Origin of the sequence: Paenibacillus agilis, assembly GCF_007786455.1 — a bacterium.
Taxonomy (GTDB): domain Bacteria; phylum Bacillota; class Bacilli; order Paenibacillales; family Paenibacillaceae; genus Paenibacillus_B; species Paenibacillus_B agilis.
The window spans coordinates 38,849-62,894 of the sequence record NZ_VNJK01000006.1; the positions used below are offsets into that span (position 1 = coordinate 38,849).

General features: G+C 38.5%; 28 protein-coding genes. 1 reads left to right on the forward strand and 27 read right to left on the reverse strand.

What is annotated here, in order from left to right:
- Positions 1-16: 16 nt before the first annotated feature.
- From FPZ44_RS23985 to FPZ44_RS24090, 22 genes are all read right to left on the reverse strand, one after another.
- The gene (locus FPZ44_RS23985) at positions 17-697 is read right to left on the reverse strand and encodes a 3D domain-containing protein (RefSeq protein ID WP_261378525.1); all 681 of its coding nucleotides are present in this window, start codon (positions 695-697) and stop codon (positions 17-19) included.
- Complete coding sequence (locus FPZ44_RS23990; RefSeq protein WP_144994761.1) at positions 658-1,737, reverse strand: toprim domain-containing protein; 1,080 nt, start codon at positions 1,735-1,737, stop codon at positions 658-660. The genes FPZ44_RS23985 and FPZ44_RS23990 overlap by 40 nt, the downstream gene beginning before the upstream one ends.
- 12 nt (positions 1,738-1,749) lie before the next feature.
- Positions 1,750-3,342 carry a replicative DNA helicase gene (locus FPZ44_RS23995; RefSeq protein WP_144994763.1) on the reverse strand — a complete coding sequence of 531 codons (1,593 nt, stop codon included), beginning with the start codon at positions 3,340-3,342 and terminating at the stop codon, positions 1,750-1,752.
- 14 nt (positions 3,343-3,356) lie between these two features.
- Positions 3,357-3,971 (reverse strand): hypothetical protein, encoded by a 615-nt coding sequence (locus FPZ44_RS24000; RefSeq protein ID WP_144994765.1) that lies wholly within the window; start codon positions 3,969-3,971, stop codon positions 3,357-3,359.
- A 17-nt stretch (positions 3,972-3,988) separates the two neighbouring features.
- Positions 3,989-4,531 carry a guanylate kinase gene (locus tag FPZ44_RS24005; RefSeq protein ID WP_144994767.1) on the reverse strand — a complete coding sequence of 181 codons (543 nt, stop codon included), beginning with the start codon at positions 4,529-4,531 and terminating at the stop codon, positions 3,989-3,991.
- 98 nt (positions 4,532-4,629) lie between these two features.
- Complete coding sequence (locus FPZ44_RS24010; protein WP_144994769.1) at positions 4,630-6,945, reverse strand: RNA ligase; 2,316 nt, start codon at positions 6,943-6,945, stop codon at positions 4,630-4,632.
- A gap of 372 nt (positions 6,946-7,317) precedes the next feature.
- The gene (locus FPZ44_RS24015; RefSeq protein ID WP_144994772.1) at positions 7,318-7,797 is read right to left on the reverse strand and encodes a hypothetical protein; all 480 of its coding nucleotides are present in this window, start codon (positions 7,795-7,797) and stop codon (positions 7,318-7,320) included.
- A 34-nt stretch (positions 7,798-7,831) separates the two neighbouring features.
- On the reverse strand, positions 7,832-8,485 hold the full coding sequence (locus FPZ44_RS24020; protein WP_144994774.1) for a Gabija anti-defense Gad2 family protein: 654 nt from the start codon (positions 8,483-8,485) through the stop codon (positions 7,832-7,834).
- Positions 8,486-8,520: 35 nt separating this feature from the next.
- On the reverse strand, positions 8,521-8,805 hold the full coding sequence (locus tag FPZ44_RS24025; protein ID WP_144994775.1) for a hypothetical protein: 285 nt from the start codon (positions 8,803-8,805) through the stop codon (positions 8,521-8,523).
- A gap of 13 nt (positions 8,806-8,818) precedes the next feature.
- On the reverse strand, positions 8,819-9,034 hold the full coding sequence (locus FPZ44_RS24030) for an Acb2/Tad1 domain-containing protein (RefSeq protein WP_144994777.1): 216 nt from the start codon (positions 9,032-9,034) through the stop codon (positions 8,819-8,821).
- Complete coding sequence (locus FPZ44_RS24035; RefSeq protein WP_144994779.1) at positions 9,031-9,390, reverse strand: hypothetical protein; 360 nt, start codon at positions 9,388-9,390, stop codon at positions 9,031-9,033. Before FPZ44_RS24035 ends, FPZ44_RS24030 begins: the two co-directional genes overlap by 4 nt.
- Before the next feature lie 269 nt (positions 9,391-9,659).
- Positions 9,660-9,857 (reverse strand): hypothetical protein, encoded by a 198-nt coding sequence (locus tag FPZ44_RS24040; protein ID WP_144994781.1) that lies wholly within the window; start codon positions 9,855-9,857, stop codon positions 9,660-9,662.
- A gap of 13 nt (positions 9,858-9,870) precedes the next feature.
- Positions 9,871-10,134, reverse strand: coding sequence for a hypothetical protein (locus FPZ44_RS24045; RefSeq protein ID WP_144994783.1), 264 nt, complete (start codon positions 10,132-10,134; stop codon positions 9,871-9,873).
- Positions 10,135-10,136: 2 nt separating this feature from the next.
- Positions 10,137-11,240 (reverse strand): AAA family ATPase, encoded by a 1,104-nt coding sequence (locus tag FPZ44_RS24050; protein WP_144994785.1) that lies wholly within the window; start codon positions 11,238-11,240, stop codon positions 10,137-10,139.
- Positions 11,241-11,276: 36 nt separating this feature from the next.
- Positions 11,277-11,534 (reverse strand): hypothetical protein, encoded by a 258-nt coding sequence (locus FPZ44_RS24055; protein ID WP_144994787.1) that lies wholly within the window; start codon positions 11,532-11,534, stop codon positions 11,277-11,279.
- 19 nt (positions 11,535-11,553) lie between these two features.
- Positions 11,554-11,871 carry a hypothetical protein gene (locus FPZ44_RS24060; protein ID WP_144994789.1) on the reverse strand — a complete coding sequence of 106 codons (318 nt, stop codon included), beginning with the start codon at positions 11,869-11,871 and terminating at the stop codon, positions 11,554-11,556.
- 53 nt (positions 11,872-11,924) lie between these two features.
- A complete protein-coding gene (locus FPZ44_RS24065) occupies positions 11,925-13,964 on the reverse strand; it encodes a YfaP family protein (RefSeq protein WP_144994791.1) in 2,040 nt (679 codons plus the stop codon).
- 57 nt (positions 13,965-14,021) lie between these two features.
- A complete protein-coding gene (locus tag FPZ44_RS24070) occupies positions 14,022-14,330 on the reverse strand; it encodes a hypothetical protein (RefSeq protein ID WP_144994793.1) in 309 nt (102 codons plus the stop codon).
- 19 nt (positions 14,331-14,349) lie between these two features.
- Complete coding sequence (locus tag FPZ44_RS24075; RefSeq protein WP_261378526.1) at positions 14,350-14,712, reverse strand: hypothetical protein; 363 nt, start codon at positions 14,710-14,712, stop codon at positions 14,350-14,352.
- 77 nt (positions 14,713-14,789) lie between these two features.
- Positions 14,790-15,872, reverse strand: coding sequence for an ATP-binding protein (locus tag FPZ44_RS24080; RefSeq protein ID WP_144994795.1), 1,083 nt, complete (start codon positions 15,870-15,872; stop codon positions 14,790-14,792).
- A 106-nt stretch (positions 15,873-15,978) separates the two neighbouring features.
- Complete coding sequence (locus FPZ44_RS24085) at positions 15,979-17,040, reverse strand: hypothetical protein (protein WP_144994797.1); 1,062 nt, start codon at positions 17,038-17,040, stop codon at positions 15,979-15,981.
- A gap of 400 nt (positions 17,041-17,440) precedes the next feature.
- Entirely contained in the window at positions 17,441-17,887 is a 447-nt protein-coding gene (locus FPZ44_RS24090) for a hypothetical protein (RefSeq protein WP_144994799.1), read from the reverse strand.
- 399 nt (positions 17,888-18,286) lie between these two features.
- Here FPZ44_RS24090 and FPZ44_RS24095 point away from each other — a divergent pair, with 399 nt between their 5' ends.
- A complete protein-coding gene (locus tag FPZ44_RS24095) occupies positions 18,287-18,673 on the forward strand; it encodes a helix-turn-helix domain-containing protein (RefSeq protein WP_261378527.1) in 387 nt (128 codons plus the stop codon).
- Positions 18,674-19,073: 400 nt separating this feature from the next.
- Here FPZ44_RS24095 and FPZ44_RS24100 read toward each other — a convergent pair whose 3' ends face one another.
- From FPZ44_RS24100 to FPZ44_RS26985, 5 genes are all read right to left on the reverse strand, one after another.
- Positions 19,074-20,081, reverse strand: a complete 1,008-nt coding sequence (locus FPZ44_RS24100; RefSeq protein ID WP_261378528.1) for a phage lytic cycle repressor MrpR family protein — start codon at positions 20,079-20,081, stop codon at positions 19,074-19,076.
- 240 nt (positions 20,082-20,321) lie between these two features.
- Positions 20,322-22,049 carry a DUF262 domain-containing protein gene (locus FPZ44_RS24105; protein WP_144994803.1) on the reverse strand — a complete coding sequence of 576 codons (1,728 nt, stop codon included), beginning with the start codon at positions 22,047-22,049 and terminating at the stop codon, positions 20,322-20,324.
- 92 nt (positions 22,050-22,141) lie between these two features.
- Complete coding sequence (locus FPZ44_RS26610; protein WP_186786226.1) at positions 22,142-22,297, reverse strand: hypothetical protein; 156 nt, start codon at positions 22,295-22,297, stop codon at positions 22,142-22,144.
- 124 nt (positions 22,298-22,421) lie between these two features.
- Positions 22,422-23,204, reverse strand: a complete 783-nt coding sequence (locus tag FPZ44_RS24110) for a hypothetical protein (RefSeq protein ID WP_144994805.1) — start codon at positions 23,202-23,204, stop codon at positions 22,422-22,424.
- A gap of 141 nt (positions 23,205-23,345) precedes the next feature.
- The gene (locus tag FPZ44_RS26985; protein ID WP_261378529.1) at positions 23,346-24,023 is read right to left on the reverse strand and encodes a hypothetical protein; all 678 of its coding nucleotides are present in this window, start codon (positions 24,021-24,023) and stop codon (positions 23,346-23,348) included.
- Between the last annotated feature and the right edge of the window lie 23 nt (positions 24,024-24,046).

Below are 24,046 nucleotides of genomic sequence, written 5' to 3' on the forward strand. Positions count from 1 at the left end.
TTGTTTGGTTCGACTGCTACTTCTGCCTTTTTTCTTGCCATCCTTCTCTCACGACCTTTAGCTGAACATTTTTCACACCAAGTTTATTAGATTCCTTCTCGCTACCTACAAGTAAATCAAGCTTATTGCCCTTTATTGCGCCGCCAGTATCTATGGCAATTGCTTCATATGTGGTATCTCCATCTTTAATTACAACAATAGAACCAAGAGGGATTCTTCGCTTATCAACAGACAGAACTCTATACCCTAGATACTCTGTGGTATTTCTAACGTCAATTCCTGCCGCTGTAATGCCACTACAACCTTTACAATCCATTCCGTAATGAGTAAGTCTGTACGTTTCCCATTCGCCTTCATCAGAAACAACCTTTTTCGGTTTTTCTTCCTTCTTCTTTTTAACAACTGGTTTCGCCACAAACTTTGGCTCAGGTTTTACTTCTGCGGCTATAACTACCGCCTTTTTCTTTTTCTCTTGAACATTTTTCTCTTCATCGACTTTCTTCTGCTCCTGCATCATGATTTGCAGAGCATTCTCCATCAAAGGATTATAATACATTGCTGTCTTTGGTTCAACTGTTTGTGCCTTTATTTCTTCTTCATGGCTTTGACTACTGCCAGTAGTAAGAGCCGCTAACAGAACTGAAAGTACAGGAAGTGCTATAAGACACTTCGACACTCGTTTATCAAATTTTCCCACGTTACCTTCCCCTTATCGACAGGCGCGTCCTTCTCACCGAGAAGTCCGATAGTGTCTTTAATCCAGAAGCATTTTCGTGTTCGTATCTGCTTCGCTTGCTTTCTTACATGCTCATCATCCATATCATTATCGAATGCAAAAGTTATATCAACGCCAAGCATAATGAGCATATGTGCCTGTACTGGACTCAACTCGGAGCCGCAAATCGCTACGCAATTCTTGAAACCATATTGGAATGCTTTCATGCAGGACTTTTCGGATTCGAAGACAATTACTTCACCTGTTTCTTTGATATATTGTAATGCTCTATGATAATTGAATAATTCAATGCTCTTGTCATAGCTGTACAGGTAGAGATACTTGATTTCATCAAGAACCCATTCATCCTCTCCAACATATCGACCTTTAATCGAAACCAACTCTCCTTGCGAGTTATGTACTGGAAACACAACTCGCATCGTCGTTTCATCGAACATCACTTCGAAAATCCGTTGCGTCCGAACACTGATTCCATCCTCAATGAAGTGTTCGTGCGGAATCGCACGATACCAACTGAAAACAGAGTCTTTGTCCAAAACTTGATTTTCTTTATCTCTCATGGTTTGCATTCTCTTCCGTTTCTTACGAGCCTTCTGCGTTGGTCTGAGGAAGGATAGATAATCTTTCTTCTCAATGACTTCTTCGAAATCATCACGCATTTCAAGGTACTCATGCCATCCAAGCAGATTGCAAATCCACGCTTTCACTTGATGAAGTACATCTTTCAATTCATCAAAAGTTTCAACTTCGTACAAGATATATCCAACAAGCATGTAAATATCGCCCGAAATCTGTTTACTTCTAACCTTCGAGGGAAGTGATTCAGATAGATATACTTGAACTGAACGACGATTATTACTGTGGAATCTTTCAGGAAGTTGTGCTTCCCACCTAGTTCCAACAGGTGTGATATATTCGCATTCGAGAGCTTCAAGTATTGGCTCTACTAAGCCTTCTTCATAAATTCGTTCCTTTATAATAGGCAAGTCGTTTATGTTCATCGTATCACCCTATTACATGAAGTCATCTCTTCGGACATTCTTACACCAACCAATCTCTTTCCATCTGTTCGAGTTAAAGTCAACCTCTAACACCAGAACATCAAGACCAGTCAGATTAGTCATGCCGCGCCGATTTTTACTGGTGAACAACAAGTAATAAACCTTTCCTTGCTTCAATGTAACCTTCTGTTTCATAAGCGTTGTTCCATCGTCTGTCTGGAACGATACATCGTCGTCAACGCCTTCATCCTGATTGAACATATCATCACTCTTGCGAATCCAGTTAATTACTTCAAGTTCGTTGGCTCCACCTTCGTATTCCTGTGGATGCACAGGACGTAAATGCCATACAAGGTCTGCTACGTTCTTAATTTTTTTACCATCAGCAAGACATTGTTCATTGAGCCAGTACTTGCCAACATGTGTATCTGCTTGTTGAACAGTAGCCATCATCGCAAGGTTAAGACCTCCACCTTGCTTACGAGCTAACTTGTAGAGTCTGTCGAAGTCTTCGACGAACACTCTCCAGCGCTCCTTGCTACCACCACCCTCAGATGGCTTCGCTGTATCGACAATCCAACGATGATATCCGCGACGAGCGAATTTCTTAACAACCTTCTCAACATTATCCATCGTGTATTCTTCGAGAGGAATTAGCTTAATCAGACTATCGTTACCATCAATTTTTTCTTCGACCCATTCAACAGCTAATTCAAGCTTCATCTTCTCTTCGGCTGTAAAGTTACCCTTATTGATAGACTTCCGATTAAATCGAACCTTATCGCCAAAGTAATCTTTAAACTTTTCATACATTTCCGCACCCATTACAGTAATGAGCAACATCTTCTGGTACTGTTCTAAGTCCATTTCGTTCGCAATGATTGCAAGCTTTTCGCCTTCTTGGATGCAAGACATAATCAGCTTTTCCATCACGAAACTGGACTTACCATTACCAGAGAAGGCTCCAATAATGCTTAATGTACCAGTAGCCCAACCATTGATAATATCAGTAAGCTTTCGTCCTTTGTAAAATGGCATTCCCAAGTCAGGATTGATATCCAACTTATTAATGAAATCTTTGAGGTTTGCCAAAAGGTTATATGCGACGATATTTGTCTCATTGTGATCTATGTCAATATTGTTTAACTTGTCATTCCAGTACATCGAGATTTCATTTCGAGATAGTTTTTTGTAATCATAATTGTCTCTCTGCTCGATAACCTTATCTCCGAAAAGTTTATAATACTCACGAAGTAATGCGTATTTCTTGACCTCATCATAGTAACCTTCGAAGTTTTCTAATGCTTCCTTTGTTTCTTCCATCAACTCTTCGATGATTTCATAACCACCATACTTCTCATATCTTTCATTCAACTTCAATTCTGTAACTGCCTGTTGAACTGTGATATCATCGAAAACCGAATAGTTTTCCTTGTGAAGCTTCCTTGCAATTCCCATATAAAAAGCCCAAATCACATTACCAAAAGTCTTCTTGTTAAGTTTTTCCTCGTTATAAATGTCAAACATATCAGGATTGTTCCAAAGGATACCCACTAACATAGCTTCCTTGTTGTAACTTTCCGTTGATAACTGCTTAATACTCAAATCAAATCAACCCCTTAGTCATCTCCAAGAAGATAGCTGTAGTCTCTATCTTGTTGTGTCTTCTTGAATGACACTTCCCTGTTGTCCCTCATATCTTCTATGTGGACAGCTTCCATTGCTTCGTTAATTTTTGATTGTTGCTCTCGCGTTTTCATTTTGCGGAAAGCATCATTCACCTTACCTTGCATAACAATCAAGCCATAGCGCATTTCATGTTCTAAAGTCTTGAAATTCTTTGACATTCTCGCCCATTCAATGTCTTGAACACTCAGCAGAAACGCTTCTTTGATGACGTTGAATGGAACGCCTTGCTTATACTTTTTCTTCCAAAACTTTTGATATCTATTCGTTCCTTCTCGCAAATCAGCAATCATCTCCCACCAACTCTTTGACGGAGAGAAGTTGATTTTGTATATTTTTTTCACTGTCTCGAACATTTCGTCCTTCTGCTTTTGTTCGTTCAGCAAAAACTCACGTTTCTCTAACTCTTTTGGATAACATTCACGATGCCAGTATTGATTCACAGACTTCCCTTTGCTAGACACTTTGACTTCATGAGCCAAAGTGTCTCTTTGTTTAAAGGGTGCTGTCTGCTCACAGAACTGACATTTGACATATCGTTCAGCCATGAACAGACCTCCTTGTTTTATTTAGCGTTGCCAAGAAGATTGATGATATGGGTCACATCTTGCATCGTTTCAGTCATACCATTGTTGATGACAGTAAAGTGACAAATGTCTTCTACTCCTGCAAAGTCCTTGCGGTCTGTGTAGATGCGTCTGAAAACCTCATCCACTTCATCACCACGATTCAATTGGCGAATGATGCGTTCTCTTTCCTCAACTTTGATGTGAATGGCAATAACATTCTCTTCTCCAACAACTCGAACAAGTTCGTCATAGCCATGCGTTGTGACTACAACGATGTAATCCTTATTCTTATAGTCGATACCATTGAGAGACAAGCCATAATACCAATCGCGGTATCTCGCTTTTTCAGCGAAAAACCCTTGTTTCTCCAACTCCGCAAAAGTGGAGCGTTCTATAAAGTGATAATCAACCCCATCTTTCTCTTTCTCGCGCATTGGACGAGTTGTATATGAGATTATCCTTGGATAACCCACCTCTTCCAGATTTCGCTCCACTGTAGACTTACCGCTAGATGAATGACCAATCAGACAAAAAATCATTTGAACATCTCCCTTGAATGATTGCTATGAGTACGATTTTCTCGTATCACGCATTCATGTTAGGAAGGCTGTTATTCACAGCTTACGTTAGTACTTTCTTAGGCATCTTTTACAGATTGGTCACGATCAAATGCCTTGCGAACTGCAATAATATTGTTCTCCTTGAGCCAATGACCATCTTGCCCTTTCATCCACTTGAACACTTTATTGTGCAGTGGAGTGTACAAGCTTCCACCTCTTACAGTGTGTTCATGGCGTTTCGCGAACTTATCCTTAATGCTTCGGAATTGCTTCCAGAAGTTATAATAAGGCAGTTTGATTTTGGTCATGAATCCTGCCGCATCCTCGATTACAAAACCTTCATCCTTGATGGACATATCGGCAGTAACATCACGATACCAGTAGTAGAACTCAGTCCAGTTATCGAATGTGTGCATCAGTTTCTTGTGCTCGAAGCCATAATGACTTGCAAGTCCTACAACATCAATGTACGGAAGTTTTCCGTACTGGACTGTACGATTCACAACGTCAAGCAGTACAAGATTGTCACTTGTGTACTCGATGATGTGAGGGTCTTCTTTTGCTTTAATTACCTCAAATACTAGAGCAACATTCATATCCTTCAAGTCATGTTTAATTGCTTCTAATTGAGTGTGACTAAGTTTTGACACAAACAGTTCTTTCAGCCAGCCAGCATGGTCGCCTTGATTCGTCGATTTCGATGTGAAAATCAGGGAATCAGATTCCGAATCATATCCTACTGTGCCAAGATAGCCATTCGGCTTATCATAGACTTGAACAGGGAACACAAGGTTGTCGGCAAGTGCATTCAACTTCGTGAATGAACGTTCATTAACATTGAAAAACTTGTTGTACGAGCGCGATACAATTTCTTTTGTGTTCTTATTGATAAACAGACCACGCGCTTTGACATTAATATCGTCCCAATTTTTATCTCGGAATGCGTCTCGCGAGAAGTTATATGAATAGATATTTCCACCCAAATCCTTCTCAATGATTTCCTTGTGATTCGCTAGATACTCAATGAACTGCTCCATGCTGATATCTTCGTCAATCGTTTTAGGCGTATTTCCTTTGCGAATCTTGAAGACATGGTTTTTAATCTCATGCGTCTCAAATCCTTCATCGGTCAATGTGACAGCGCGAAGATGACCACCGAACTCGACTTGACCTTCAAGATTAAAGCTGTATTCCCCTGCCTGTACTGGTAGACGGAAAATATTGCGGTGTCCATGGATTTGATATATCTCTACTTTCTTTGGCATCGAAATGGCTATAAGACGAGGATTCCCACGACCTCCATGTGCGTACAGCGTTTCATAAGGAAGGTTTTCATCCCAATGATTGTCGATATCAACTTCATAATCGCCAACTCCATTAATGAATTGGTGCGTCGAAATGTATATCAGATTTTCTGGCAACTTAGACAAACCGCCATGAGTAACGATTACCTTTTTACCTTTATATGTGTAGTAGACAAGCTGGCGAAGTCGGCGGTAAAGCTGGCGTACAGCTTTCTTCAACTCTACAATTTCCTCTTCGCTCAAACCATCTTCAAGTTGCGGCTGTGTATAATTGACGAACTCTTTGCTAAAGCTTTTCTCATCATTAGCCCAATTCCACAAGTGAATCTCATGGTTTCCTTCGACGATAGCGACATTCTTGCGTTCACAAATATGCAGAAAGAATTTCAACACTTCTGCATTCTGAATCCCTCTATCTAGCATGTCACCAACAAAGATGTACAGTTCATCGTCATTTAAGTTTGGATAAAGAGTAACTTCACCATCTTTACCCCACGTATGACCTGTTTCATGGAAGTAATTCATCAACGCATCAAAACAACCTTGTACATCACCGATATGATGGATACGCTTATAGTCGCTGTAATCTGTTGTACTGAAACGCATTGTATCGTGATATTCGTTAGGTTTTACAAGATTTACCCATTTAGGTACATGCTCAGTCTGCATACGCTGATGAGCGTTCATAATTACATGTTCTGGAACATGCTTATGCTCGTCACGCTTACGATTCTGTTCCAACAATGTTTCCAAAGGAACATCTGAAAAGTCCAGTACATTAACACGATAGCGATAGCGTTGCGCCAAGCTTTTGTATTGTGCAATCATTTCTTGTTTAGCGTGTGTCGCATCAATGATGGTGAACTCTCCACGCTTCATTCGTTCTTCTAACAACTCCATCAGCAACTTCCACACTCTGCCATCGTTTTTTGCGCTGATAGCTGTTTTCCCTGTTTCTGTCATTATAGGCGTTTGGAACAGCAATCGAATATCATCTGCACTCAATACATATTGTTGTAGTTTGTTTTCTTTGATGAATGTAGTCTTACCAGCACCCATAGCTCCACGAAGCAATACCAGTTGACGCATTTAATCATCTCCTAATGTTTGTGTTTTAAATTCTTTTATATAAATTAAAAGGGGTTAACATCTATTTATTATTATAGAAGTTAACCATATATAAGTCAATACTTTCTTTGGCATCAATATAAAACTATTTTAGCCGTTCCTATTTGTTTTTGGATTGAATGTATTCATTAAGCTTTCTCGCAATAATGCTTGCATGTGCCTTGTCAAAGACCACAGCTACAAGAACCTTAATATCATATTCATCATCGACCAGAAACACGTTACAACTATTACTACTCTCTTCTGTAATGTACTTAATCATCTATCTGACACACCCCTAATTAAAGTTCAAAAGGTATAGTCCGTAGACCATACCTTCTTTAGTTTGCCTGATTATGCTTTACGTAGCAGACGTTCAATTTCCTTGCGGTATGCCTTCAAGAGCACAACATCAACACCCTTTTGCTCAGTGAACTGGTCGCCAATGGATTTGTTTGCTTTCGCAACGACCTTCTTCGTTTCGCTCCATTCAGAGAATACACCAGATGTTGTATTGTAGATTGCTGTTTTATAGAACATAATAGTTGCAGGGTCGTTTAGGATGATGCGTTCAACATAGATTTCCATTCGGTGAATTTGACCAACTTCCAGCACTCTCGACGGAACCAACGGAATAGCATCTTCAAGCATTTCTTCGCTGAACGTCCAATCTTGCCCTTGAAGATGGTAATTATTGTCACATACATCCTCAATCGTAAACTCCTGACCACAAAACTGTTCCATTTGTTCGCTGAAGTAAGTATCTCCGATATCAGTGCCGCCTTTAAGACCTTCGCGAACCTTAACCAATTGACCTACTGTAAATTTAGCCATGTATAAACATCTCCCTATTGTGTGATTTATTTGATTAGTAGGAACTAATATTCTCGATGATTTCGTTTTCTCTTTCGGTAAAGCCGACATCACGAAGCTTCCGCAACATCTTGCACATTTCGGCGTTTGTAATCGTCATGCCACGCTCACAGAACTTGTGGACTCGTATAATCGTTCCAGAAATATCCCTAGCCCTTTGTTCGTTGTAGAATAGGGAATTACTGTCTAAGTAGTCCCAATCGCTTAGAGTGTCAATTCTGCCATTCTGGTGGTAGAACATGTTGTGCTTGAAGTCGAACTCTATAACAACTTCCTTTGGAGTCCCGATAAACTTGGTAATAATTTGGTATTTGTTGCCGATAGAAATCGCATTTTTCGTGATGACAACACGATTTCCTTTGTAGTGTACAATGTAGATGTTTTTTTTCTTCGGTTCTCCATCATCAGTTGTCTCTTGTACAACGAGACTCATAAAGAACTCGCGAAGCTTATCAGATAGAGATCGACTACGCACGAAGAAATCGTAATCCTTCGGCTCCTTGTCGTTATACAGACTGTAGATGCAACCACCAGATATATAGCCTTCTTTAGCGAAATCATCCTGCAAATGTGCTGGCAAATCCGCTATGAGATTATTCTTCTCTTGATTCAACCTTCGGCTCACTTCGTCAAGCTTTGATTTTTTCATTTTATCACTCTACTTTCTTTGGCTTCTATATAATTTTAAATGAATGCTTGAAGAATGAATCCAAACAACAAGACGAAAGCATATGAAATGGACATAGAGATTACATCCTTTAAGCGGTCTTCTGCGGTTGGATTTTCATGTTTCTTTCCGATGTTGATACTTCGCAAGAATACGAGTCCAAGTAATAATCCCATCGAGCCAGCCAAACTAATCGCTGGTGCGCCAAACAGTTCAGTAGGGAACCAATTCCACACCTTCATGAATACAAAACCTTGCCAGAACCAATTGACAGTCGCCAATACTAGTATTAGAAACTCCATATGTCACACTCTCCTATTCATTAATCGCAATTGAAGCATTCGCCCAAAAGGTAGTTTGTTGCAAGTTTGTGATAGCCAACGATTTCTCTCGACTATTCGGACACATTTCTTCGATTAGGTAAGCTAGTTCTTTTGCCTTGTTGCGAATTTCAGTGTACTTCTCAGGCTGTCCTTCCTTCGGAGGATGGTAGTTAAAAATATTCTCGATTTGCGGATTCTGTTGTGTCATTCTTCACACTCTCCTTCTTCTTCATCCTCTTCGTCATCTGGAAGAATCATTTCTACGTCCCAATGCTCACCATTATCGTCAATATGCTTAATGGTTACAGATTCCAGAGAGTGACAGTACCCATCCCATCCATTATGAGGAATTGATAAGTCGAACTTATTAGGATAGTTTTCCAGTTGATGATTGTTGCTGTAATTTGTCATCAAGTCAATTAGAGCATTAACAACGTATTCGTCGAAGTCAGATTTATTATAGACTTCCTCTGTCGTAATGTAATCCGCATCATTCGAATCACCAACGATAGTTACGATAAAGATGTTTCTCGCTTCCGTCTTGCTCAGTGTATACTTTTCCATAAATCCTCCTAGTTTTTCGCGGATTGGGTTAATCGTCTGATTAATGTTGCTATTAGCTTCCAAGCATTTTAGTCAAATGTTCTAAGAATAAAGTAATGAAGAATAATGTCGCAGATACGAAGTAAAGCACTATGATTTTTTTGTCAATTGGCTTTTCGTTAATTATCTTAATCGTGTTATTTACAGCATAAAATGTACATGAGGCATACACGACCAACCAGAAAACATTCATTCAAATTCTCTCCCTTGTTCTAAATGGAACACGTATTTTATTTACTTCTATGCAAGGCAATTCTCCTTATTTCTTCTACATCGTGTACAAGAAAATTTAGATAACTTGCGATTTGAGCATAAGATTCCTTATCAAGACTGCTTTCCGCATTGACCTCTTCTACAATTGTCTTACGGACTTCACGTATAGAAGGTCTTAATGCTTGAATTTCCTGTATAATACTTTCTTTTCTCATGATATTCTCCATTCTAAGTCTTCTGAATGTAGGTATTTAGTTCGCTTATCGAAAACACGCTTCCAGTTCTTTCCCATATAGTTTGCATAAATTTGTCATACCCACATTGCTTCACTTCGTAAAACAACTTCTCTTCAAGCTCAAAGGTATGCCCTTTGACAGTGAAAATATCTCCATCATTCAGATGATACACTCTCATTGCTTTGGGTTTCGAGGGTGTAGATGCAAACTCTTCACCCTCGTCCTCGCTAACTTGTTTCAGAATAATATCAGCCATTATTAAACCAAGTCTCTAAATTCTTTACCATACTGTGCTCCACCTACGACACGCTTCTTGAATACAATCTTATCGACTGTAATTTCACTCTCGTCAGTAAGAACTTCATTGTCGTTATCGTATCGCACATCGAAGTCAACATTTTCAGAGTATGCTGTGAATACTTCTTTATCAATGATTTCAACTTCAAGAGGTGAGAACATAACAGAAGCAAAGTCCCCAGAGGTATGATATCCAATTCGAGTTAAAGCACTCATCAAGTTAATACTTTCTTCTGTGGTAACAACAAGTCCATTGCTATGGTGAATAGTTACATCGTATCGAACAGACTCATTTTCTGTGGAAGAGATATTCAAGTCTTCCATTGTCTCTAAGAAGCTATAACCCAAGTTCAGTTCAAAGGCGATTGCTCGTAATGAATCGTAGTTCAAGTCAAAGCGATTGGAGAAGCGTTGTACAAGAGTAATTTGGTTATGATACTCAGGCTTCAACTTATCTTTTAGGTACAATTCGATTTCTTCGGCAGAAGGGTAATTGAATTGTAAATGATAGTGGAAACGACCTGGGCGATTAATCATGTATTGATTAACTCGTCTAATCTCATTCACAGTCACTACATACAGGCGTTTTGTTTGAGAAACACCATCGAACAAACTAAGCAACTTATCTTGATGTTCTTTCTTTTCGGAGTTGTCGAACACTTTCTCAAACTCATCGAACATTACGATGCATTCTTGCTTGATTGATTCAATAAATTCAACGATTCCTTGATAAGCTTCTGTAACAATGATTGTTGGCATTTCATGCGTCTCAGCAAAGCTTGCAGAAAGAAGCCGAGCAAACATTGATTTACCCATACCTTTTTTACCGCTCAGAATCACGCCTACGCTACGTTCGATGTTGTTATACAGGCTAACAACTTTAGCGATTTTCTGTGGATGCTTGCCGTAAGGTTTCTCGTTTATTTTAAATGAATCAGCATCTTCTAAGTAGAAGCCCATCATAGGATGGAAACAAACCTTGTAGTTACCCACTGGAATCTTATCGAAAGTCTTCAAGTCATCAGAAAAAATTCTCGTAATTTCGCCTGTCTTAACAATTTTCATTTTGTTATATCCCCTTTTAGGTTGGTTTTTGTTTTGTTAGTTTAATTCTTCGAACTCAAATGCGCTTAACAATGCTGGCAATTGGTTGAATGAACTGTAATTTGTTTCGCTTGTATCTACGTTCTCTGTACATATATAACTCGCGTATGTGCCACGACCAGTGCCAGCTCTTTTAACAGGAATTGAAAGTTGAATCTTACTTCCTAATTTAAGATTCTGAAACATTTGCGCTTTTGTTTTACGATTAATTTGCGTTACCACTAAAACTTTACTACTCATTACTATTGCATCCATTGCACCACTCACCTTTCATTCAATCTTCCATAGGCACAGCCTTCCAGTACACAATTTTTTCGCCTTCATCAATCGCACATTCGACATTGTAACAAGAAAGTGTATGCCCATAGATGTTTCGTCGTGTATATTGAAGACTTTCTGTGAAGTCCAATTCAATTGTAGAAACATCGTACTCTTTTGCATATTTTAATCCAAGGAAACTCTTATACGATGTTAGAGCGGAAGTTGTACCAATCACTACTCGTCGGAGGTGGTTGCTCACCCTTTCGAGTGAGTAACCTTCAAACCATCTCTCCACCTGTTCTTCAATCGCATCATGCTCGTAACTGTTCATGTTTATTAGCTCCCTTTATGTTTTTTAGGATTTATGTTTTGTGTGATTAATTATTAATCCCAACGGTCAATCTTGATAAGGCGTGTGGAGTTACCTGTCGTTACTTTCATAATCAGATTCCACTCGCTGTCTTTGCTGTATCCTACGCCGCAAGCAGTTGCGTCTTCCGCGCCTTCGATTGGTGTATTCGCTGTATACGCTTCAAGCGTCTTCCGAACTTCACGCAACTCAGGTTGTAAAGTTTCTGTAAAGAATCCGCGACCCTTACCCTCGGAAGTGTCTTTACATCCTTCCAGTAAGAAGAAGACATGATGACCTGCATTCGTAGCTTTCTTCTCGCCCCATAAGTTAGGAGATTCAGTGATTCCTTGAACCTTCACGAAACCATTTACTGAAATGTCCCATGCGTCAACAGATGAGTAATTTGTACCAGATATTGTAGGTGTTTGACCTTTGATGTAGTTGAACTCGAATGCGTTAATCTTTTGGCTGTCTTGCAAGGAACTATTGAATGTGAAGACTTTTCCGTTTACTTCAAGCTCAACTTTGAATGGTGTGATACCATTTCCACGCTCAGAGAAGTTATAAACATAGAACTGATAGCGACCTTCACGCGCTTTACCATTGCTCCAACGAATATTTTCGACAGGAGTCAAGGAAGTACGACCTCCTGCATTCATATCAATGTCAAGGTTCCCACCACAACGACCATATCTATCACCGTAGTAGATGTGTTCACGATTTGGAGTGATTACATGCAAGTCAAGGTCTGTGTAGTTCTCCCAAATCAAGGAGCAACGAATTTCATTGTTCTCGTACTTACCACCCTGACTCTCAACACGCCGCTTGATTTCACCATCAATACCGCCATGGTAGTACCAAGAGAATGTGTTATCCCATTGCAGGATATTTGGTGCTGTTTCGTCTGTGGCTGTAACCAGAGCCATTAGGCGATTTGCATTGTCAACCAACACTTCAATACTATCCGCTGTTGGCATCACTGTGCGTTGGAACTTATCAAAAGTCATCACTGTTTTCGGCAGAACTAGACCGTTAACATTAGTACTTTCTTCGGCATTGGAACGAGGTTTAATGTTTCCGAATACTCCACTAGACTTAGAAACAGGCTTTTTAGTAACTTCTTTCCCTTTCCAGATGAATTGCGGAATCTCTTCGATTGTTGCATAGCGGCGTAACAAGGAATTTGCAATGCCAAGTTTCTCAACAATCTTCTCTGCTTGCTGGATGTTACCCTGCGAAGGAGCAGTTTGTGAACGTTGGAATGTTGCTGGATTCATTTTATCTGCAAAGCGTCGAACAATCGAATCAGTGTCATATCCAGATACAATATCATCAAGTAATGTACCAATCATGCTTGACTTAATGTGGCAGAAGCCATTTGGTGCAGTTGCTACAGCCAACCATGTGATGTTGTCGCGTATGCGGCTGTTCTTTGCGTTCTCACGCATCTCATGCAACTCTTTAATCCATTGTGCGATACCTACATAGCGGTCTCCGCGATACAGAGATTCGGATTGAAGTAATGCCAATGCTTGGTCAACAGCTTCTATAGGATACGCCAGTAATCCAGCAATTAAGATACGGAAGTCTTCTTTCTTCTCAGCCATTTCCTGTCCAGCAGTCTTCAAGCGATTGTTGAATACATTCGCTCTTGGAAGTTCTACAGACATATGGCTCCAACCGCCAGATGATGGTGTTCCAAGTACTCTCTCACTCGAAATGAACATGCCAGTTACGCGAGAGTTAAGGATGCTGCGCTTCATAGCCTTTACAGACTTAGAGAAGAATTTAGGCGTTTCACTCTCGTCCCACAGGACGGAAACCATTTCGCCATTCTCGTTGATATGTACCAAGCCACCGAAACGTTCAATGAACTGTTTGCAACAACGGCAAGTGTAGTGTTGACGAGCGTGTTCTGGAAGATTCTCCAAGAATACATCGAACAGTCCTTCTGCGGCACTCGTCATGAACAGCGGCTTATCACTGAAAGATGCGAAACGTTCTTGGATTGCATTGCTGAATTGTGGGTAGTTGTCGTTATGGCTGTCCGTAGAAGTGTAGATTGTTGTCATTTGTATTAGCTCCCTTATATATGTTTTTGGTTTTAATTTATAGAGTTTTACCCGTAATTATCGAATGAAGTCTGAAAGTTTTTCTTGCACTTTCGTATTCATACCTTTCTCTTCAATGGCACGAATTTTATTGTCAGTAAGTTGCTTAATCTTACGTTGGTGATTTTCTATTTCCTTTTCAATCTTTTGTTCTTCGGAAACGATAATTAAGTCAAGTTCATTATTAATTACATCAAGTTCACTATGCGCTTTTTTCATGTGGTCGAACAACCCAATAGCTTTATCGCTCAATTCTTTTACCTTATCTTCATTGGAAAGGATGACAATCTTTGCTTTGCGGAATTTGTTTACGATTTTATTCAACATTTTCTATATCCCCTTTAGGTTAGTTTAGTTGTTTTCTTTCGATTGAATTTTTCAATTGTTCGCGCATTATGTCTTTGTGTCTGTGATTAGCTTTTATTTTATTTTCTTTGTGTGTAGTACTTGCATCGTATTCAGCTTTTTCCTCATCGTAAACCATGATAGGATTACTAACACTATCGCGCCAAATTGTAAGAATCAGACCAGTACGACTGACCAAGATGTTCATGTCATGGTAGCGAATAATGTAGTCTTTTGACATATAGGTGTGTGCCACATTACCCATTACAATGGCACGAAGAAGTTTGTACTTTGTGCGTCGAATACCTTCTTTTTTCTTGCAAATTTGATTCCATTGTCCAATAGCTACATCACTGATTCTCATGTTAAATTCCTCCATGTTTTATTGTTTGTACTTATGAAGAGCTTTGGCTCTCCATAAGTACTTTCTTTGGCATCTGTTTAGCCAAGAATTTGTGTTGCAATTTCAGATGCACGTTGAAGCTGTTCAATCTCTGTATATTTCTTATAATTGATGCTTCCATTAGCTTCCTTGAACTGCTTCTTCAATTCAGTCTGTTGTTCTGCATCCATCTTAGTAATCATAAGAGAGATTTCTTCAATGTACTGTTCAGAAGTCTTTTCCGCGCCTTCTACCTCGTCACTCACGTACTCTTCAATACGTACTTCAAGCTGTTTCTCTTGTTCAACCTTTGCCTTTTTCATTGCACTAGCATCATTCTTGTACGATGACAAGACGGCATTCTCAAACGTCTCAACCATAAGATCAACATCGTATTCGATTTTGTTCGGAACATTTTCGAAACGGCTTCCTGCTTCGATATCACCATCAGAACGGAAGTGAATATAGCGTGTTTCTTTGACGTTTCCGCTCACTACTTCTTTGTCGATGCTGATGTACAAGATGAAGTCGGACATATTAACGAACAGGTTCTTCGCACGTTCTGGAAGCGTTACAGTCGTCTTGTCATAAGACTGACCGCTCTTAGTCTCAATCTTCTTCTCCTTATCATGCGTAATCATGAAGATGCCGTATCCAGCATTGACAAGTCGTTTGATTTGCTTATCAACTTCTTCTTCGACCATTGCATGACCTTGCCCCCAAGGGATGTCGTTGATTTGTTTAATCTTCGCATCTTTACGAGCGATACGTTCACGCTTGATGATGTATTCAGTAGCGTATTTGTACATGTAATCCAGTGTGTCGAATGCCAACATTCGGTATGATACCGCCTTACGGTGTTCGACTAACTGCGTTACAAGGTCTTGGAATTGCACCCAAGAATCGCGTTTGTCTTCTGGATCATCATTAGGAACAGGTACTGCATGAATGCCATGCAGAGCCTTGTAGCCTTTCTCAAAAGCAATCAGAAGTGCTTTGTCTAAGCCTCCAATGTATTCAGTCTGTGCGAGTTTGTAGAACAGGCTTGATTTACCAGCTTTTCCAACTCCATATACAAGGAAGATATATTCGTAAATCAAAGCTTTCGGTAGGTTAGGTTGGATATTGAGTACATTAATCATTCAGCATTACCCCTTTGGTTTTGGTATTTGAGTACCAAAGGGGAAGGATTATTTTCGATTCTTCCCCTCGGTACTTTCATTGGCACAAGTTACATGTCAATTAAAGTTACTCGAAAGGAAGTTCATCCAAGCCTTCTCCATCTTCATCATCATCGGAGAAGTCATCGCCACCTGTTTTCGCGCCGCCTTTTACGTCACCATTGAACGCATCTTCGTCTTCGCTAATCAGATCTTCTTCTTTGTATTTCTTCGGCTCATAAGTCGAGGAATCTACAGAGATGATTTGCAGTTCTTGGATATAGTCCTTCATGTAGTTATTCTCGAAGTCCTTTTGGATTTCTTCGTCGCCGCCCCAATCATCATCAGATACAGGAGCGTCATCGAGACTTTCTTCTGCTTCTTTGAGGATAACTGAGTTGATTACGAGTCCATAGACTTTGATGAAGTCACCAAAACCAAATCGCTTCGTCATATTACCAGCAAGCTTTGGATACTGAAAAGTATCTACTGTGAATGATGTATCTACAATATCGCCGCCATACTTAATCGTCTTTGCATTTACGTGGAGACGCTTGTTTTCGTCGTCCAGCATTACATCAGAAATGATGATTTCATGCTCGAATTTCGATTCTTCTTTAAACTCAGGAGAGTTAAAGTCAAGCTTCTCATCAAGCTTCGTGATGGACTTGATAATGAATTTCTTGCTACTTACTGTTTTTCCTTGCTTGTTCACGTACTCTTGGAAGTCGATCTCGCCATTCACACGTACAACATCGCCATCTTTAAGGTTGGCTTTAATGTACTCGACTGCATCAAACTCAGGCAATACCATACGCAATTTCTTGCTGGAATCGTTAGGGTCTACTTCGAGGTAGCATCCAGTACCCAAGACCTTGTAATCACCTAAATCATTCTTACGATTTTTCCAAGGAACTTTCTTCGATTGCTTCGCTTTGCTGGAATAAGCAACTACTTCTTCTCGCTCCATACCAAACAATTCAACTCGAACTTGGTTTACTGCTGACGTTTCCAAGAAGAATTGAAGCGACTTGAATTGCTTGTCCGACTTCGTGAATCCTTCTTTTTTGGAATTATCGTTTCCGATACCTTTAACGCGACCTACCAATTTAATTTTGCCTTTTGTTTGCTCCAAGTTTGTTTTTGCCATTCTTCAAACATCTCCCCTGATTGTGATTACATGGAGCAATCTTCTCGCTTCATGTTCTCATGTTTCAGAAGGTTCAACCTATTTTTTCATAGGTTTATGTTTGCTTGTTCTCCTTCATTGTTCATGTTGTGTCTTTCAGATGGGACTATTTAATAATAATTCCATCAAGAATCATTGCAAGTACTTTCTTTGGCATCGCATTTTTTTTAATGTCTCATGGTTGTTTCACCCTGTCGACAATTATTATTATAAGCGATGCGAAATCAAAAGTCAACAATTTTTCTGTACTTTTTTTTGCATCGGTAATTATCAAGTCGGTACAGGCTTTTCACCCTATACTCATGTACTGTTAATACCCATCCAACCTACTCCCCTCTATATTTATTTGAATATACCCATATTACATGGGCAACGATTCCAGCAGTTGAAGGAATTCCTCTGGTTTGTATTGCATTTTGCGATATTTAACCATTTGTGCGTATAGGCAAGAGAGGTTGTTAGTATCGTCATCCAAAACTGCTAATACTTTTGTGAGTATCGATGGTTTAAAACTTACTGTCATCAGTTTCTCTACAATTTCTCCCTTCTCATGTTCTGTCTCAGCGGCTTCATATGCGAAAACAAATTCTTCGCAACTTGCATATGAAGCCCTTTCCTGCATTTGTTTCACAAATTTATGTACTAATAGCATCTTTGTCATTCTTTCCTCTTCTGTCTCTAATATGAAGCTATATAATGCATGAAGAGTGTCATTATCTACTACAATACATTCTAATTTTTTAAGCAGTAATCCTTTAAAACCCATTTCGAAAAGCACTTCTTTAATCGTTTGGTTCGTTAATTTCATTGACCCTCATCCTCCAATGTCTTTGATGTTCGATGTAATGGGAACATGTGTTTGCTTTTTCCTCAATTTGATTATATACTAAACCAAGGGTATAATCAATCTTCAAGAGGAAAGATAAACTATTGACAGTGAACACCTTTTATGATTATTGCAACACTTAAATATTTTTTACCCGTTCTTAACAACATTTAAGGCTAAAGAGACACAGCACAGCAGTTATTAAACCTTTGGTTTAAAGAGTCTTTCCCATCATATTCTTTTGGTTGAAAAAGCGCAATCTGTAATTTTTACCATTTAACATCAGTGCTTTCTATTATATTTATTTGAAGAATGTACCTATGCAATGTAGCAATTAGACATTGCCTTTCACCAGCAATATTGAATAAAGGAGGTGTCCATTTGCCACAAAGCGCAAGCAATAGAATACTCTTTGGCGAACTTATTAATCAAAGGCGAAATGAATTAGATTTAAAATTAAAACATATTGCCAAATTCTGTGGAGTATCCACTAATTTTATTAGTCTTGTAGAACGTGGGTTAAAGTCACCACGAGATGAGGTGATTAGTAAGCTTGCTGAAATCCTAGAACTAGATGAAAACTCTCTATTTGAGATGTTGGATAAAATTCCTCCTTCCATAAACAGTGTTATAAATGAACATGATGGATTTAGAGAACTTCTCGGTGAATTATCCAAGAAGGTTAAGGACGAGAAATTGAGGAATCAACTATATGTGGAAGTATATGATGTGTATGTTGATTTCCTTAAACGAAATAATCTCGAATAAAAGGAAGTAAACAAAAAAATGATATACATACAGCGACTTAAAGAATTGTTCATTGAAACTTTTGCTAACTTTTGGGTATACAAAGTTGCAGTGCGGATTGAAGATTCTCTCATGATTATTAGCACTCTCCTTTTAGCATATGAATTAGGACAATTAAGAAGTCGATTTCTTGGTTAAGCCAAATTATTATGACACAAAAATAATTAAAAGGTTTGGGCTTGTAATCTTACATCTAGTCAATAAAGACAAATTGTCTGAAATGCAAGCGAAGTGATATTCACGATTAACCATTTTACTTATTATTCATTCTCATCTTTGTTATGATATTGGTTGTTTTCTTTATACTTAATGTTGTAGCATCTTACCCAAGAGCAATGAATGAAAAATCGCAAAAGAAGACTTACTCTTCCGTTGCGATTTTTGCTTGAATCCTTTTCATTTCAGACGGATATAGCTCACTCAAAATATCAACGTTCAAGAAATCCCGCAAAGACCATTTATATTTCATGTTATACTTTGCACAAATTTTCTCAATTTGATTTCTCCCTAACTCTCCATCACGTTCATATAAACGTAATGCCATATATATCATACCACTACGCATAATATATTTTGATGTGAGGGCTTTAGTGTACTCTTCATTATCTTCGAGCATTCTGATTTTTTCTAAGCGATTATAAACTGTATAACGACTAACTTTTTCACCTCCATTTTCCTGATTTAACTTAGCGCCTTTGAGGATGTATTTAGATGAGGAAAGTTCAACATATTCTTTGAGATTATCGGAGTAATCAACAGTTCCATTCATTTTATAGTACACTTGTTCTCTATTAGCTAAAATAGCTAATTCAATCAGATTACTTTCTTTATCAACTTTTACAACTCTCTTCTTTGCGCCTTCATTGTTACGTATCGTAATTGTATTTTCAGTTAAATTTAAATCATCAATTCTCATATTTGTTATTTCATGAACTTGAGACCCTTCTATTCCATTCCACAACGCTTCTACAATAAAACTGTCTTGTTTATTAATCAAAGTACTAATAATCGCATCCTTTTCTTCAAGAGAAATATACATTTTATTGTCATTCTGCACAAATTCATAAAAATATGCTTGCCTTCTTTTTATAGGATTTATTAGATGATTAGAGTATTTATTATCAATTGCCCACTGGACATAAGCCGACAAAACATTGCAATATGTTCTTGCACTTTCTTTGGTTTTCGGCTTCAGAGTGTTCAAGAAGAAATTTTCAAATTCACTATCATCGAAATTATATAAATCTTTTTGCATACTTTCTTCTGTTTCAAAAGACTTTCTAAATAATCTAGTATATACCTCCTTTGTATCCTGATTCTCAAATTGCTCTAAGTAAATTGACTTTTTCTCTATGTTGAATACATACATGACAATACACACTTCCCCTAGTTTATTTTTTTGGTAAACCCTTTACCCTTTTCTTTATTTATTATCTCTCTATTTAATAAAGTTATACACGTACTGCAAGTATTATAATATATGTATGTATAAAAGGCAAAGGGTATTGAGGCTAATTCCTCAATACCCAAAAAAAACACTAAGACACTTGGGTACAATAGCTGTTCTATTTGCCTTTACCCCAATGGATTCGTGACTAAAATCACAGATTTACCCAATATCATCAGCATCCAATTGGCGCTCTATACCATTTACGTCTGCAAGATGTCTATCAAAAGCCTTTACACCTTCTTCCATACTTGCGGACTCTTTAATCATCTTGAAGAAGTCTGCAAGTGATGATGACATTTCATCAAGGCGAGTTAAGACATTTTCTTTCTTAGATGAACCAGACTGACAAGACTTGCCATACTTGCTCTCTACACTATAGTTTGTAACAAGGAAACTACGAATAAAGTCACCATACAACTTCGGTTGAAGATTGTCTTTTATTGCTGTTTCCGCAATAAAGAATATTATAGGAACATGAATTTTCTTCAATGCCTTTTTCACATCGTCCATTTCGTAATCCTCAAAGGCAAGTGTAAGATACGCAGAAACATCCTCGAAGCGCTCCATCAACTCGTCGGAGATAGTCTTCTCAGCTTCCTTCAGGCGAAGCACATACTCTTCAATATGTCCTGCACCAAAGCCCTTAATTTTCTCTTTCCCTTCTTCAAATAACATAGCGATTTGCATGATAATTTCTTGGTCAACAAAGCGGTCACGCGCTTTCTTCGATAATTCAACATCATCCTTGAAGAATGGCAACTTACCTAATTTGTTAATAGAAGAAATCAATTCACTGTGCATGGCTCTTGTAAGTTCCATGCGAGTCAATGGTGAACCGCTGTTTTGCTTCACGAACATCTCATCACGCTCTGGCTCAGTCATGTTCTTCATGCGAACGAGCGTAATGGTTCTATCAAGAATTTCTTCCTGCATTTCCATAGGTAAGTCTTTAAACTTCATGCCAGCGATTTTGTGACCATAAACAGTTTTTGTTTTCTTGCTCAATTGCCAGTCACCATTAATATATGTCATGAGTGTTGTGATACGCTGTTTACCATCAAGGAACCACTTCTTGCCATCGTTCGAGTCTTGAACCAAAACAGGGAAAATATAATATCCATATAAAACAGTATGAATCAAGTCGCTCTTCTGATAATCACTCCAAGCTTCGTTACGTTGGATTGCAAGGTCAAAACGAAGCGTTGTTTCATCTTCCCATTCAGGGATAGGTTGTCCAGCCTTTTCAGCTTCTTCAACCTCTTGTTTACGGTTAGCTTTGATTAATTGGTCTTTCTTCCATTCTTTGAAAAGCGACTTGACGCTTACGTTGCTTGACGCATATTCCAGTTTTGTAGCACGAGAGAATGGAACGATTTCTTCCTTTTTCATTGTGTCTTTCAGCATTGGATTGGAGCCTTCTTTGCTGTCGTCTTCGGTTACGCCGCCACTGTCATCCATTTTAAGCTGTACGCCATCGCCTTCTTCGTCACCTTCCTCAACGATTCCATCACGCTTGCCTTTGTCCCAATCATCGGCAGGATTCTCAGCACTAGATTCTTGACCTTTACTCTCTTCTTCTTTATTATCATTGTTACCAACAACCTCTTGTTGGTCGTCAGTACCTTCGCCAACAGAATTTTGAGGTTCTTGAACCACAATCTTTGTGTCATCAGTTTCTGATTCAAAACTAGTACCAGTATCAGCACCAGAAGGATTCTCGCCCTCTTCGCCTTGAATAAGTGTTAGTTTGGGGTCTTGCGTTAATCTTTCCTCTTTCTTGCCTTTTGCTTTCCCACCTCTTGTGCCACCAGTTTGTGGTTTGCGAATACCGCCAGCTTTAGGGGGGTTAGTACCTTCTGCGTTTTGTTGTGGTTTTTGAGTTACCATGATTTATTTTCTCCTTTCGATTTGTAATCCTCATAATATAGTTATACAACACAGTTGTAATATCGCACGATTCTTAATACTTTCTTAGGTTTCTATCTTCCACCACTAATAATTGCCATACACATTCCAATAAAGAAAATCCACATATAAGCAGTAAAAACATTCTTATTAAGGGGATAACCTAAAATACTTTGATGAATATCGCATATCTTGTTTAAGAACTTTTCTATGCTTTCAAGTATTTGCAAGCTACAGCCCCCTTACATCTAAAAACATTATAGCACATAATTTTATTCTGTATACAGTGTATGAGGGAATATTTAGGTGATTTTTCAAAAAGTCTAGTGTAGCATATCACACACACCAAACCTCTCATTCTCGAAAAAAGCGTTTAATACCAAGCTTTTCAACCACTTCGTTCCAAACGTTTTTACCCATAACATCTTTAGTGTAACTAGTTTTACTTTTAAAATAATGCAAATAAGATTCATCAATGTATCCATGCGCTAATGCTTGATATGCAACAATTTTAGGAGTTAAGTCCATACCACATCCAAGCAAGAATAAGTATTCGTCACCAGACTCATTCATTTCAAGATATCCAAGACCAACTTTATCAGCGACTTCTCTATCTAAATCATTGTTAAACCGCCATACAGTGTTCCAGTATATCTCATGGCATTCCAATTCAAGATCTTCAAATTCAGGTTGCTCATCAATCCATTCTTGTTTCAGATCTTCAAGATCTTGCATAGATTCACCTTGACTGTAGTTCCAACTATATTCGTCACCATCTGCATCCAGCAGAACATAGATTGTATTAAAAGCTTCATCAGTCTTTTCAACAACCTTCCAGTCTTTAAATTCTTCCTCTTTCTTTTCCTTTAAATGGGTAATGTACTCAGCTTCAGTATCAAACTCATCCTCGTCGCCATCCTTACGAGTACCAGAGCGAATTTCATAGTCCTCAAAAATCTTACGTTCGCTGATATCCATCTTGTCTACATCAACTTTCGTAACAGGAATGAATGCAACTACGTTATTTTTATTTTCTTCGACAACCTTCGCATATAATTCTTGGAATTGCCTTTTAAGAACCGCATCCTTAATATAATGATCGAATCCCCACATCGTTCTCTCCAATTGTCCTGCCATAGTTATCTGCCCCTCTCGAATGTGTTCTTAAATTTAGTTATACAGAAAGTTGCTTAAATCACACGCAAACTTAAAAGACTTGTTCTCTCATTTAAACACACGAATCTTCATGCGCTTAAACGAGGAACAAGCCCTCCTTTGTTACATTTTGTAGGTTTTAGGTTCAATATTTTTGCCACTACCTTTAATTTGTTCAGCAATCCATACAGTCTTACCACTCTTCTTATAATATCTCCAGAAACCTTTCTGATGCCAAGACTCAGTTTTCCTTTCATAACTTCGTTTTTCATCAGTATTTTCTTTGGCAAAGTCAATTCTATATTCAACGCTTGTCAGTTTGACGACTCGATTTTTGGAACCGCTTTTGTGTTTGGCTTTCTTTACTTTAGACGTTCTCACAATCTTTGATTCGACGATATGTTTGTGGTGGTTCATGTATTGAAATATCGCCATAACTAGATGGGCTTGTCTTTTGAAATCCTTTTCCATCTGTTCATCTGAAATTCCTTGTTGATACACCTTTACATTGGAAAACTTCCCTGTCTCAACCATACTGGCATCCATTTTATATGATGCAAGTTCTGTTCTTGTTTGCCAATCAAGAATCGCAAATAACATTCCATCAGACTCAACCTTGAAGTATACTCCTGTTGTAAGATTCATATTTACCATCTCGACATAACCAGACAACAATAGAACCCCTTCTGCCAAAGGAAATTCAATAGAAGAAAATCTTTTATGATTCTCACTATCCCATTCAAGAATCTTAACTGCATCATCATTTGAAAGCATGATTTTATTTAATTTATTATAGTCCATCACCGTCACCCCATATTAATATT

Bases quoted from the DNA above. Each gene is read 5' to 3' on its own strand.
- FPZ44_RS23990 (WP_144994761.1), bottom strand. From the start codon at position 1,737: ATGAACATAAACGACTTGCCTATTATAAAGGAACGAATTTATGAAGAA.
- FPZ44_RS24000 (WP_144994765.1), bottom strand. From the start codon at position 3,971: ATGGCTGAACGATATGTCAAATGTCAGTTCTGTGAGCAGACAGCACCC.
- FPZ44_RS24005 (WP_144994767.1), bottom strand. From the start codon at position 4,531: ATGATTTTTTGTCTGATTGGTCATTCATCTAGCGGTAAGTCTACAGTG.
- FPZ44_RS24010 (WP_144994769.1), bottom strand. From the start codon at position 6,945: ATGCGTCAACTGGTATTGCTTCGTGGAGCTATGGGTGCTGGTAAGACT.
- FPZ44_RS24015 (WP_144994772.1), bottom strand. From the start codon at position 7,797: ATGGCTAAATTTACAGTAGGTCAATTGGTTAAGGTTCGCGAAGGTCTT.
- FPZ44_RS24020 (WP_144994774.1), bottom strand. From the start codon at position 8,485: ATGAAAAAATCAAAGCTTGACGAAGTGAGCCGAAGGTTGAATCAAGAG.
- FPZ44_RS24025 (WP_144994775.1), bottom strand. From the start codon at position 8,805: ATGGAGTTTCTAATACTAGTATTGGCGACTGTCAATTGGTTCTGGCAA.
- FPZ44_RS24030 (WP_144994777.1), bottom strand. From the start codon at position 9,034: ATGACACAACAGAATCCGCAAATCGAGAATATTTTTAACTACCATCCT.
- FPZ44_RS24035 (WP_144994779.1), bottom strand. From the start codon at position 9,390: ATGGAAAAGTATACACTGAGCAAGACGGAAGCGAGAAACATCTTTATC.
- FPZ44_RS24040 (WP_144994781.1), bottom strand. From the start codon at position 9,857: ATGAGAAAAGAAAGTATTATACAGGAAATTCAAGCATTAAGACCTTCT.
- FPZ44_RS24045 (WP_144994783.1), bottom strand. From the start codon at position 10,134: ATGGCTGATATTATTCTGAAACAAGTTAGCGAGGACGAGGGTGAAGAG.
- FPZ44_RS24050 (WP_144994785.1), bottom strand. From the start codon at position 11,240: ATGAAAATTGTTAAGACAGGCGAAATTACGAGAATTTTTTCTGATGAC.
- FPZ44_RS24055 (WP_144994787.1), bottom strand. From the start codon at position 11,534: ATGGATGCAATAGTAATGAGTAGTAAAGTTTTAGTGGTAACGCAAATT.
- FPZ44_RS24060 (WP_144994789.1), bottom strand. From the start codon at position 11,871: ATGAACAGTTACGAGCATGATGCGATTGAAGAACAGGTGGAGAGATGG.
- FPZ44_RS24065 (WP_144994791.1), bottom strand. From the start codon at position 13,964: ATGACAACAATCTACACTTCTACGGACAGCCATAACGACAACTACCCA.
- FPZ44_RS24070 (WP_144994793.1), bottom strand. From the start codon at position 14,330: ATGTTGAATAAAATCGTAAACAAATTCCGCAAAGCAAAGATTGTCATC.
- FPZ44_RS24075 (WP_261378526.1), bottom strand. From the start codon at position 14,712: ATGAGAATCAGTGATGTAGCTATTGGACAATGGAATCAAATTTGCAAG.
- FPZ44_RS24080 (WP_144994795.1), bottom strand. From the start codon at position 15,872: ATGATTAATGTACTCAATATCCAACCTAACCTACCGAAAGCTTTGATT.
- FPZ44_RS24085 (WP_144994797.1), bottom strand. From the start codon at position 17,040: ATGGCAAAAACAAACTTGGAGCAAACAAAAGGCAAAATTAAATTGGTA.
- FPZ44_RS24090 (WP_144994799.1), bottom strand. From the start codon at position 17,887: ATGAAATTAACGAACCAAACGATTAAAGAAGTGCTTTTCGAAATGGGT.
- FPZ44_RS24100 (WP_261378528.1), bottom strand. From the start codon at position 20,081: ATGTATGTATTCAACATAGAGAAAAAGTCAATTTACTTAGAGCAATTT.
- FPZ44_RS24105 (WP_144994803.1), bottom strand. From the start codon at position 22,049: ATGGTAACTCAAAAACCACAACAAAACGCAGAAGGTACTAACCCCCCT.
- FPZ44_RS24110 (WP_144994805.1), bottom strand. From the start codon at position 23,204: ATGGCAGGACAATTGGAGAGAACGATGTGGGGATTCGATCATTATATT.
- FPZ44_RS26985 (WP_261378529.1), bottom strand. From the start codon at position 24,023: ATGGACTATAATAAATTAAATAAAATCATGCTTTCAAATGATGATGCA.